Origin of the sequence: Dyadobacter sediminis (assembly GCF_005860765.1) — a bacterium.
Taxonomy (GTDB): domain Bacteria; phylum Bacteroidota; class Bacteroidia; order Cytophagales; family Spirosomataceae; genus Dyadobacter; species Dyadobacter sediminis.
This window is the reverse complement of sequence record NZ_VCEI01000025.1, coordinates 598,193-610,139: the sequence shown is the minus strand read 5'-3', so window position 1 is coordinate 610,139 and position 11,947 is coordinate 598,193. Positions and strand designations below refer to the sequence as shown.

The window sequence follows — 11,947 nt, the reverse complement described above, 5'->3', positions numbered from 1 at the left end:
TTTCCTGGTCCAGAGGCGAACACGGCTCGTTTCAGGTTTGACTAGGCTACGGCGTTTTGGCGTCCGTAACGGTCAAGATTCCCTGCATAACCCGCCAGTGTCCGGGAAATGAGCAGATAAACGGATAGTCGCCTGGCCGGGCAGGCGCTTTGAATTCAAGCCGGAAGCTTTTTCCTGAGTTAACGAGCGGCGTTGCAAACAGTACGTCAGGCGTAGACGGGACAAAATTCTTTTCAAAACCATCTTTCAGACTCGCCATCGCATCCGCCGCCTCGCCCACTTTCCCGGTCGTTCCGGGTCTGACGATCACCACATTATGCGGCATCAAATCAGGGTTTTCAAAAACCAATGTTACCGCTCTACCCGCGGGAACCGTTAAAACTTTTTTGTCAAAGGCCATTTTCGCTTCAACCGCTACGAGCCTAATTTCAATGGTTCCCATCTTTTCCAGCAGAGAAAGCACTGCCTTTCTGTCTTTTTCCGGTATGCCATTTACCATGCTTTTCATGGTCGTAATGGCAGCGGCGAATGCGGGTGCGTTCTGAGTATTTTCAGAGATACTGTTTAACGACGCGATAAAATCCATTGTGCTCTGCGTTTTGGATTCGCTTTCCATCGTCATTTTCATTAATAATGGATAGCCGGTTGCTGGCATCTTCGGAGCGAGATCTTTTACTTTTTTATAAAACGAAGCTTTTAGATCCGCATTGGTTAACATGGATATTCCTGTCAGATAAGCCGCCAATTTCTCCGGAATGGCTTCTTGCAAAGATTCGTCCGACTGCTGGGCAGTGATCACGGCTGCAAAACCGGTCGCCTGCATCACTTGACTTGTATCCGCACGGATCAGTTTCGTCAATTCAGCCAGATGGAGTTTCAGCTCCGAAGGCTCAGAAGCCAACAAAAGTTTGATAAGTTCTTGCTGGCCAGAATTTTGCCGGGAAACACCTTGCCTGCTTTTTTCTTCTTCCCGAATCGCATTCAAAAGCACATTAACCTTCCCCGTTTTCTGCTTTTCCGCCAGGCTGCCCATGGCCTCCTGTTTTTCTGCAGCATGGATATCCGGCCGGGTCAGCAAGGCAGTCAGTACGTCAGGCGTTTGTGGTAAGGTGGCGAGTTCCTGTGCATTTGCCAGTTTCAACAGATACGGAATGGCTGATTTTTGATTTGTCCCGAAGCTTTTTCCCTGCTTCATTCCTGCCAGCCAGACGGGTTTTAAAAACCGGAATGTTTCGAGCACAGCATAATCCAAGTAATAATCGGTTGGATAATTAAAGATATCCGTAGCAGCCATCACGGCTTCTTCTGAACTGAAAAAACTCATACCTACAATGGCCTCCATCCTGACCCGCGCCGATTCATCATTGAGCCGGGCGCGCATCAGTTCCAGCGATCCGGGAATGCGGTCGCGCCAGTATAGCAGCAGTTTTGTGGCTGCGGCGCGTGCCTGAGGCTCCTTTGCGTTGAGTACTGTTTTCAGAAGGTTGGGTTCAACCACATTGAAATCCTGATAAAGCCACAAACCTTCCAGCAGATTATGCTCATATTGCGGATCACTTTCATCCAGGGCAGCGATCCACTTTCTGAGTTCAGGCATTACTTCCGCTGCTTTCTTTTCCCGGATCTGCGCCCGCGAACGATAGCGGAAACGGTCTTCGCAGGCCTTCAAGTTATTGAGTAACTCCGAAATGCTTTGTTTTGAAACGTCCGTTACTTTCAGCACTGGCTTGCCTTTGTAAGTGATCCGCCAAACGCGACCGTGCGATTTGTCGCGGGCAAGATCGCGCGGCGGATTTTCGCCATGCGAGATCAGCGGATTGTACCAGTCCACAATGTACAGGCTGCCATCCGGACCGAATTCTATGTCGATCGGATGGAAATTCGGATCTTCGGATTGCAGGATCGCTTCCACTTCCCGGCTGCCGATACCCGAGCCGCGCGGAATGATGCGGTGTTGCTTTGTTCCCTGAAAACCAATGTTATTGTTGACCAGAAAATTACCTTGAACTTCATCGGGAAATTGGCTGCTGGAAACGATCTCGATGCCCGCAGTGGGCCTTACACGCGTTTCCGTGAACATTTCAATGCGCGGATGCTTGTCGGGATAGGTGACATTGCCGGTCATGGGCGGGGCAAAATAATTGGAACCATCGGATGCGTCACCGATCAGATGCATGCCCCATTTATCAAAAACACTGCCCCACGGATTGTAATAAGGATAGGAAATGTAGTGCGTGAGTTTCGCCGTACGCGGCTCGTAGCGATAAGTTGCACCGGCATAGGAGCGGATCGGGCCATAAGGTGTTTCCACTTGTGAATTCAGGAATGTGCCTTCATTGAAATACAGTGCGCCATCCTGCCCGAATGTGAATGCATGCGTGGCGTGATGGCTGTCTTCAGAGCCGAAACCCGTCAAAACCACTTCGCGATGATCGGCCTTGTCGTCACCGTCGGTGTCTTTTAAAAACACAATATCCGGCTCCTGGGACACATAAACGCCGCCATCGCCAAATTCAAAGCCCAGTGGCAGATAAAGGTCGTCTGCAAAAACAGTGTGCTTGTCGGCCTTGCCATCTGCGTCGGTGTCTTCCAGGATCACGATTTTGTCATGAACCGGAATGCCGGGGAAATATTGCGGATACGTGGGCATTGTCGCAACCCAGAGCCTTCCGCGTGCATCAAAGTTCATGGCCACCGGTTTTTCAATCGGAAAATCCTTTTCCGAGGCAAAAAGATTGATCTCGTAACCTTCCGGCAGCTTGAATTGGTCGGTTGTTGCAGGCCACATTTTCTCATGCTGTGCATGCGCCGCTGCTTTCGCGGCTTCGCCTTGCCGTCCTGTCATCGGAATGTCGGGCATGAGCATGGGGTCAACCGGTTTTCCACGCCTGTCCACGATTTCAACCGCATTTTTATACGCTTCGGCATCATTGCTTTTGCCCATTTCCCAAATCACCGAATCCAGTGCAGCCGTCATCTGGTTAATTTTCCTGAGCTCCGGCGGAAATGCAATGACGCCAAACGGCTCCCTTCTGCGGCCATAAATGTATTCGCCATTCACTGCGCGCCAGCGGTAAAAGAAATGATCATCTTTCATTTTGATTACCGCCAGAAGTTTCCTGCTGTTTTCGGTGTTCAAATCGGGCATTTTTCCAAACCCCAACGATTGGCCCATCCATTCGGCAGCCAGCTTGTAACCGGCGCCAGTGAGATGGATGCCATTGATAGTCAGCTTCTCCTGCCCTTTCTGTTTCATCCTGGCCATTGACTTTGTGAAAAGATCGATGAAATAAAGCCCCTTTGTGGAAGCCGCTTTCTGCATGGCTTTGGTATACAATTCCAGATTTTTGTTGTGCTCCGCAGGATTTGGAAAATGAACGCCCCGTTCTTCGTGCGCGATCGGGGAAACAAGCACGAGCGAAGGCGCCGAGCGGCCGTTGTACCGGTTCCTTTGCAGGTTCCGGATGAATGCATGAAGGTCTTTTTCAAATTGCGGCAAGCCGGCGGCACCTTTAAACGATTCATTCATTCCAAAACAAAGGAAGATCATGTCTGCTTTCTGATCATATAAATCCTGATTCAAACCTTCGAAATTAAGCGCCACAGGCATAACGATGCGCTCGCCTTCATGCGTAAAGCCTTGAAATTTCACCTCTTTCTGACCTTCGGTCAGTCTTTTTGTTTTTTCTCCGAAACCTGGAAAATTCAGCGGCCGGGGCTGCAGACCCACTTCATCAGCACTCCATCCCATATTGCGCAGGGTAAGATGCTTGTCTGGAAAGTTTTTCTGAAGTAATGTTTCAAAATAACCGTAGTGGCGCATCCGGTCGGCAAAGGTGTTGCCGAGCAGGATAATATGGTCGCCGTTTTTCGGAACGAAACCGGAGTTAAGCGCTTGTCCGCTGACCGGTTTTGCAAAGGTGACCGACAAAATGATGGCCAGTAGAATAAGCTGAAATTTGGACTTCATAGGCAATGAGCTAAGTCAGTAAATGGCAGATTGTTAGCAGCCGGCATTTTATTTCAGGTCAGGATTCTTCTCGATCTCGCGCTGCGGAATGGGCATGAAATACTTTTCATCCTGAAAACATAAGGTACGCCGTCCAGCACTTGCGACGCTATTTTCCAGCATTTCAAATTCCGATAGCGCCTGCCTTCGAAGCTTCATTCCATAAAGCGTTCATGGCGGATTTTCTTACGCATTTGCACTTTCGAAAGTTCTGCCGTCAAGCTGGTAAGGAAATAGTCCGGCACACTGACGGATGTACACGCCTACCGCATCAGATAGATATTCACCGATTTTTTTACCTCTTCCAAAGTCCGATCCGGCGGCGTCAGACTTGCGGGAACAGGCTGACGGGAAAACGTCTGCAGATATAGAAGCCAGGCATCGCGCCACCAGATCGCTTCACGCCGCTGCACTTTCAACCGCCCCGCAACGTCGGCATACACCCTTGTGTCGAGATCGTTTCTGGCCAGCTCCCATTGCTGCTGCATCCATGATACCGAGTCCGCGCCTGAATACAAGCGATGACAAAGTTCGTCCCAGAGTGTGCGTCCGCTGCCCAGCTTTTTATTCCAGCTTACGTGGTGAAACCACAAGAGGTAAGGCAGCGGGGTTTTGTCAGGATCATTCCATTGCGCCTGCACCTGCGGACGGTACTGGGACAATGCATTGCTGCCCGAAGTTGTGCGGTCGAAGCCTAATCCGGCAGAGTCGGCGCGGTGATAGTACGTGGCCGTCCAGTCTGGGCGGGCACCGCGGCTTTGCCAGGGCTCGGGTGCGAAGTGCACACCCATCCAGGGTCGTGACAAGCCGAGGGGCGTGTTGTAACCGATGTAAATCTCGCGGGACCGGAGCATCATTTTTACAATGTGTTCTCTGGATTTAATCTGGCGTGTCAGCGTAAGCTGCGTCCATTCCGCAGCGATTTGTTCGGCACTGAGCTGGTGATCCCAGGCGAGCCGGCCAAATGCATACCAGTTGGCCTGCGCCAGCGGGTGACCGGTCCAGTTTCGGTCGCTGCCGGTGTTGGCTACGCCAGCTATTAACGTACGCTCATACCCGTGCAAACTACCGTCGATTACTTTGGCGACCGTCGATCCCTGCCCGTTCACCCAGGTATCTGATTCCAGACATTCCTTGAAAAGCGGTGCTTCGTACACGGCATGCGCAGCAAAACCAAGGTATTCCTGCGTAATCTGAAATTCCATCCCCAGCGGTGTTTTGGGCATGTTGCCGAATAAAGGTGAAAATGGCTCGCGAGGCTGAAAATCGATCGGGCCGTTTTTGACTTGTACGATTACCTTGGGATCAAACTGACCATCGAGCGGTACAAATTCCTCGTAAGCGGCCTTGAAACGATCTGCATCCGGATCAGCTTTGTATACAAATGCGCGCCAAACGACAATGCCGTCGTAGGGTTTCAATGCTGCGGCCAGCATATTGGCACCATCCGCATGCGTGCGGCCATAATCCTGCGGGCCGGGCTCTCCCTCTGAATTGGCTTTGACCAGAAAACCGCCAAAATCAGGAATGGTTTTATAAATCTCCGCCACCTTGTCCGCCCACCACGCACGCACGTTGGGATCGAGCGGATCGGAGCCTGCCAGTCCGCCAAGCGTTTTGGGCGCAGCAAAGTAAACCGACAAATACGTTTTAATCCCGTACTTCCGCAGCACATTGGCAATAGCCGCGACCTTGCCGATATATTCCTGCGACATAAAGCGTGCGCTGGCATTTACGTTGTTCAGCACTGTACCATTAATGCCCAGTGAAGCGTTGGCACGGGCGTAATCCTCATACCGCGGGTCCACACGCTCGGGCAGCTCATACCATTTCCAGATCGAACCGCCCGCATAACCGCGCTCGATGGTTCCGTCGGTATTATCCCAATGGTTGAGCATGCGGTAGCGAATCTTCGGAGTGCTGGAAATACGGAGGTTTTTTAACGGCTGCTGCATTTGCATATGCCTCAGCAACGCAAATGTGCCGTACAGAATGCCGCGCTCCGACTGCGCGCTGATCACAATGTTTCCGGATACCGGCTGGATCTGGTAACCTTCCTTCGCCGCGGAGTCGCCAGTGGCAGGTTTAAGCGAGAATACAACGCCGCCGGTGCGGCTTCCAGCCGTAGTTATAGCCGGGACCCTTTTACCAATCAGCTGTTTCAGCCCCGTTTGCAGCTCTTTCAACGCGCTGCCTGTGATTTCACCTTTTTCAGTGTTTGCTATAAACGAAGCATATTTCAGGTATTCCACTTTTATGGCGGCATTGGTCACCGGCTCGTATCGAAGCCACAACCGGTACCCATCATCGTCCTCAGGCGCGGTCGGGTTGCTCGCGAAGGTAGCCATGCAGGTTAGCTGGAAACTGAAAAGCGTCAGCAGTATTTTTTTAAACATCATTTCAGATTAATTATCATTCAAAAAATCGCCATCGGTCCGAAACGGCGAAGCGGGCAGACCGGCCGAATTATAAAAGTTGATCCCCTCCGGATTGTCCTGCCAGGCATAGCGCACGTATTTCGGACTTTTCACCGATTCGCCGGACAGCTCGATCCGGTCTTTGCCAATAATTCTTGTCTTTGCCCATACGAAATGTTTGTCCTCGCCAGCCACTGCAAACCAGCGCAAATCCTCTCCGTCGGCCGACTTTATCCCATCGGCTACATCACTGAATGTAAGTATGATTTTGTCGCCGTCAATGCTATGCGAGGTAAGTCTCGGACCGCTGTAAACTACACTTTTGTCATCATATGCCAGATTTCTGGCTGCAAGCGCAAGTCTTTTCCCGATGTCTTTTTTGTTCAGCGGATGAATGTCATTCCATTCGCCCAGGTCTATCGTAACGGCCACGGCCGTGTGCTTTAACGTGAGTGCCTTGTTCTGCGCCTCGCGGAGTACGGCCCAATCGCTTTCGACGGGACGGTAGCTGATATCCTGGAAATTGGGCAGCTGCACGACCAGAAACGGCAGGTTTTCGGACTTCCAAAGACTGCGCCAGTTCTGAATCAAAGCCGGCATAAAGCGGTTATAATCCTTTGCATTGCCTACATTGGATTCTCCCTGATACCACACAAATCCTTTCAGCTTCATCGGCAATGCAGGGGCAATCATGGCATTATACAAGGCAGCGGGCTGGTTCTGAGCAATCAGCGGCGCTGTTTTGTCCGGCATTTCCAGCGGCTCATCTACCCTGCCGACTTTATACTGCCAGGTTCCTTTCAGATCGATTTGCTCCTCACCCATTTGCATGAAATAAGGTTTATCAGTTACAAATCCGCCTTTGCCTGCCTGATTCGTTACCCGGATCACGAATGTATTTTTACCTGCTTTCAGAACTCCTTCCGGAATCTGATATCTGCGTGGCGGATACTGGTAAGTTGTCCCGCCGATCCTTTTTCCATTGACGTACATTTCATCTGCATCCACAATGCGTCCCATAAAGAGTTTGGCGGGATTTCCGGCCCAGTTCACAGGCACATCAAACTCCCTTCTGAACCAGACCACGCCGTCCAGTTCCTTCAATCCCTGATCTTCCCAATAACCGGGAATGTTGAAATTCCGCCAGCCTTTCGGTTTATAATCCGCACGCTCCCAATGTTCGGACAGTCCGGTATCGGTATTTTCCGGCATGGAAGATTTTGAAAGCACCGGTTTTGAAATGCGGGCATTTACATAGCTCGTATCTTTGTTTTGAATGATTACCTTTTGAATGTCACCGAAATTTCCATACCCCTGCTCACTGATCCAGGCCTCTATGGGCGTTCCTCCTACCGAGCTGTTGATAATGCCGACCGGAACGTGATATTGCTCGTACAAGTCCCGCGCAAAAAAATAGGAAACCGCGCCAAAGCTTAAAATGTCAGCCGTCGTGGCTGCTTTCCATTGTGATGGCGGCAAATCCTTTTCCGGACCGTTCAGATCCGTTCTGGCAGGAATAAAAAAGTTACGGATGTCGGGATAACGGGCCGATGCAATGTCCTCGGGAAACCGCTCCTTGACGCGCTCCATGTTGATCACCATATTGCTCTGCCCGCTGCACAGCCACACATCGCCGAATGCGATATTCCGGATCTGAACCCGATTTTTACCTTTGATAACCATGTCGAATCCTGTCCCGGCAGGCTGTGCGGGCAACTCCGTTTTCCAGCTGCCGTCTGCTTTGGCCACCGCATGGTAATTTTTGTTTTTGAATGTGACAGTTACCTTTTCTTTCGGAGCAGCCCAGCCCCAGATCGCTATCGGCTGGTCGCGCTGCAAGACCATATTATCCGAGACAAGCTTCGGCAAACGGACTTGGGCGAACAGCAAACCTGGCAGTAAAATCAGTCCGAGTATAATGCGTAAAATGCTCATCGATGCATGCGTTGTTATCATTATCTCCCTTTTTGTAAGCGGCAACACGGATTTATAATTTAAAAAAGAACCCGTCATTTCGAAATAACCGAAGTCCGCATAGCCGCCTGCCTCTTTGGCGGAGTAAATGAAAAGAACGGAACGGTTTCCCATAAATTACAGAATCGTGTAGGCCATTTTTAAAGGCGCGCCGACCGGTTTCCAGGCTTTTCCATTGATATTCTTGATTATAATAAGAGCGTAAGCCGCTTTCCCTGCCCGGATTCCAACAGATCCGCAATTTTTCTCCAAAATCCCAGATCCGCCAATTTTCTCTCGTTCCTAAAAGGCAGACGAGTCGCAGTTGGTTATTCGAGCGGCCCTATGAGTTCAACAAAAGTCCCGTCCGGATCCTGCACCAGCACAAAATGCGCATCCTTATTTAACGGCGTCGGCGTACTACCGAGGAAGGTCACGTTGCGCTGTTTCAGCCTTTCGATGATGCCTTTCAATGACTTTACCTGAATGGTAATGTACTGCACACCCGTATCGTCCTGGATAAACTTCGGTTTGGGATGAGCCGCTTTTCTGCCAAAACTCATCAGCTTCCAGTCACTGGCCTGCGGGCTGTTTTCCAGTTTGAGAATGTGGACCTGAACAGAATCACCGCCTGTCAAACCACCTCTTTTTCCAAATTCGGCACCTATTGTAAATTTCCCTGCCTGCACCATACCAATTCCATTGACATAAAAATCCAGTGAGCGTTCCATATCCGAAACAACCACGCCCATTCCGATTTGTTGACTTCTGAAATTCGATTGTGAGAAAGCCACACTACTCACCAACAGGCCGAACCCGATCATCAGGTTTTTAAACACATTCATTTGCATTGCATTTTATTTTAGTTATTTACTCAATAAAACAAAGAGGAAATTTAATGAGACATACTCTTGAACACCGGATCATTACCACTGTATCGGAGGTATTTGAATGACGCAGAATTATCCGCCTGCTCACCCGAAGAAGTGGCATACATGCCAAACAAACAGCCTATAAAACCGCCGGCAACCTGCGTACTCAGAAATTTTGCATCGACTTTATCTTTCAGCAATTCCCACTTGGAACCTGTTGAAAAATAAAAGCTGTATGCATCTCCTGCTGCCGTAATGCGCAACTTAACGGGCCTGGATTGATCCGAAAGCGGTAACTGGGCAAGCACTTCCATGGTTTTTGGATCTGCGCCGGCTTTATAAAGCTGAATGACCGGCTTGCCCTTTTCCATGGATTTGGCAAGGAAATAAAAATGAGATTCGTCTTGCAGAATGGTCAGTCCGGCTTTTTCCTTTTCCGATCTGGCAGAAAAAGCAATTTCCGTTTCAGCGGTGCAATACAGATGCTGCTGGCGCTTTCCGATAAAAGAAGGATTGCCTGTTTCCATTACCGTTTCCGGTTTCAGTTTCATGGTCAGACCTGAACTTCTGGACAATGAAAATGACGAACTATCGATCGTGCGCATGAACAAAAAAGACGGATCGAGGCTTTTTTCAAATGTCAGGGTATAATCAAAATTTCCCGCCTGTGGCAGCGCGTCTTTCTGCTTCGCTTCCGTGTAACGGGCTGTATATTCGTATTTGATTTCCTTGCTGCCGGGATTAATAACCGGCCAGTCGTTTTTCCATTCCACAGGCGCTATAAAGGTCTCGCGGCCAGTGTTATAATAATCCCCTTCATATGGACGGACCGCCAGAAAAATCGCATAAGTCTTCCCATCCGGACCATCCACAAATTGCGCGTGACCAGCGGAAGTAACCGGATTTTTCCGATCTTCCGGCAGTCCCATTTGCGTCAGGACCGGATTGTTTTCGTAAGGCACGAAAGGTCCCCAAACCGACTTGCTCCGGAACACCACCTCCGTGTGGTTCACCGACGTACCGCCTTCCGCTGCATAGAGATAGTACCAGCCATTTCTCTTCATGATATGCGGCGCTTCGATCCAGACGGGCTTTTTGCTCAGATCGACCCCGCCATTTACCAGCTGCTTTTCTTCGCCTACGACCTTTAAAGTTGCCGGGTCCAGTTCATATATACGAATGGTGCGGTGGCCGGAATAAAGCGGCTTCCGGTCAGGAGCATCGCTGTTGTAAACGATGTAAGCTTTGTTGTCATCATCGAAATACAACGAAGGATCAATGCCGCGTACCTGCGGAACACGCACCGGATTGCTCCACGGGCCTGCCGGGTTTTTGGCCGTTACAATAAAATTCCCGTCATGATCAATGTCCGTGCAGGTAACATAAAAGGTTCCGTTGTGGTAACTGATTGCGGGTGCAAACAAACCACGCGTTAACTTCTCTCCCATGAAATCCATCTGCGTGGCACGGTCGATCACATTGCTGATTTGTTTCCAGTTTTTCAAATCCTTGCTGTGAAAAACCGGAATGCCGGGGAAATACGAGAATGTGGAATTGACCAGATAATAATCGGTTCCGACCTGAACCACGCTCGGGTCAGGATAGAATCCGGTCAGAATCGGGTTGGTCAGAGTAATCATCTGCGCTGAGGCGAAAGAGCTGGCAAAAAGCCAAAATGCTGCGATAGCGGTGCATAAGGGATGCTTCATTCTTAGTTGCTAGAGTTCGTAATGATGAGTTGATGGTAAAACTTTTAAAAAAGCTTTGACTTCGCCCAGAATGACAAAAAAGTAACAAAAAGTAATAACAAACGCAAACTGTTGGCAAGTGGGCATGAGCCGGGAAAGTCTGTACAGCAAAATACTGGATACGAGCAGACAAACCTTGATTGAGTTTTTTGTGCGCCATTAAACTTGAAAAAGCGGCAATATTACTGGAAAACACTGATCTCGGCATTTCGCAGTTCTCCGGTATGACCAGTTGCTCGGGCGTTCTGCCGACCAGCTGACTGTAGAAAGCATTAGCCATGGTATAGGTCAGTTCAAACGCATCAATCAAGGCAATTGACACCGGTGATTCCTCGAAAAAGTCCAGTATCTGCTTTTGAGCCGCATCAATTTGGCTTTCCTGGCAGCATAAATTTTTATCAATCTGCTTTTCTGGACACCACTGAACCTTTCCCTTGCTGAAGGATTCCGGGTCAATGTCAGTTCGTATAAATAATGGCAACCCTTGTTCCAATGCTGACCGCTGCAAAATTTCTACTACTTTACCAGCAAGGATGGATTACACATCGGTATTAATCAACTTGTTCCGGATTGCCTGTTATACTGGAATACTGACAGGATCCAGGTTGGGAATGCAATCCAGCGTGCAAGCCTTATACTAACCGGCCCGAACTTATTTGTCATCAGCAACTATTCGGGCTTGTAAGTATCTCCAGAAACCGGACAGTTTAACGCTAAACAATTTCCATTTTCAAAAGAAACACAATACTATTCTCAAGGTATTTTGAAATTTTATTGTTTTGAAAAGCGGTTTATTGAATTTTATTAATATGTTTGCACAATAAATCTACTCCTCTAAAATAGATATTCTGCTGGTTTAACTAGCGATCAGCAACAGTTAAGTCATTCGTTTGCCGATGCTCCTGAATGATTAAATAGTTTGAAGTATCTGTTATCAACAAGTTACAT

7 protein-coding genes are annotated in these 11,947 nt (G+C 49.2%); all 7 read right to left on the bottom strand.

Annotation, left to right across the window (positions count from 1 at the left end; all coding sequences use genetic code 11):
• Positions 1 to 46: 46 nt before the first annotated feature.
• On the bottom strand, positions 47 to 3,970 hold the full coding sequence (locus FEM55_RS15015) for a PVC-type heme-binding CxxCH protein (RefSeq protein WP_138282167.1): 3,924 nt from the start codon (positions 3,968 to 3,970) through the stop codon (positions 47 to 49).
• Positions 3,971 to 4,018: 48 nt separating this feature from the next.
• Positions 4,019 to 4,168, bottom strand: a complete 150-nt coding sequence (locus FEM55_RS15010) for a RagB/SusD family nutrient uptake outer membrane protein (RefSeq protein WP_138282166.1) — start codon at positions 4,166 to 4,168, stop codon at positions 4,019 to 4,021.
• Between the two features lie 104 nt (positions 4,169 to 4,272).
• Complete coding sequence (locus FEM55_RS15005; RefSeq protein ID WP_229209278.1) at positions 4,273 to 6,357, bottom strand: alpha-glucuronidase family glycosyl hydrolase; 2,085 nt, start codon at positions 6,355 to 6,357, stop codon at positions 4,273 to 4,275.
• Positions 6,358 to 6,414: 57 nt separating this feature from the next.
• Positions 6,415 to 8,514 (bottom strand): sialate O-acetylesterase, encoded by a 2,100-nt coding sequence (locus tag FEM55_RS15000; protein WP_229209277.1) that lies wholly within the window; start codon positions 8,512 to 8,514, stop codon positions 6,415 to 6,417.
• 194 nt (positions 8,515 to 8,708) lie between these two features.
• Complete coding sequence (locus FEM55_RS14995; protein ID WP_138282165.1) at positions 8,709 to 9,224, bottom strand: VOC family protein; 516 nt, start codon at positions 9,222 to 9,224, stop codon at positions 8,709 to 8,711.
• Positions 9,225 to 9,274: 50 nt separating this feature from the next.
• Complete coding sequence (locus FEM55_RS14990; protein ID WP_229209276.1) at positions 9,275 to 10,891, bottom strand: glycoside hydrolase family 43 protein; 1,617 nt, start codon at positions 10,889 to 10,891, stop codon at positions 9,275 to 9,277.
• The gene (locus FEM55_RS14985) at positions 10,848 to 11,507 is read right to left on the bottom strand and encodes a hypothetical protein (protein WP_138282163.1); all 660 of its coding nucleotides are present in this window, start codon (positions 11,505 to 11,507) and stop codon (positions 10,848 to 10,850) included. The genes FEM55_RS14990 and FEM55_RS14985 overlap by 44 nt, the downstream gene beginning before the upstream one ends.
• Positions 11,508 to 11,947: the final 440 nt, after the last annotated feature.

What these genes read in the sequence shown, in the direction of transcription:
- FEM55_RS15015 (WP_138282167.1), bottom strand. Translation starts at nt 3,970, where the DNA reads ATGAAGTCCAAATTTCAGCTTATTCTACTGGCCATCATTTTGTCGGTC.
- FEM55_RS15010 (WP_138282166.1), bottom strand. Translation starts at nt 4,168, where the DNA reads ATGAAGCTTCGAAGGCAGGCGCTATCGGAATTTGAAATGCTGGAAAAT.
- FEM55_RS15005 (WP_229209278.1), bottom strand. Translation starts at nt 6,357, where the DNA reads ATGGCTACCTTCGCGAGCAACCCGACCGCGCCTGAGGACGATGATGGG.
- FEM55_RS15000 (WP_229209277.1), bottom strand. Translation starts at nt 8,514, where the DNA reads ATGGGAAACCGTTCCGTTCTTTTCATTTACTCCGCCAAAGAGGCAGGC.
- FEM55_RS14995 (WP_138282165.1), bottom strand. Translation starts at nt 9,224, where the DNA reads ATGAATGTGTTTAAAAACCTGATGATCGGGTTCGGCCTGTTGGTGAGT.
- FEM55_RS14990 (WP_229209276.1), bottom strand. Translation starts at nt 10,891, where the DNA reads ATGATTACTCTGACCAACCCGATTCTGACCGGATTCTATCCTGACCCG.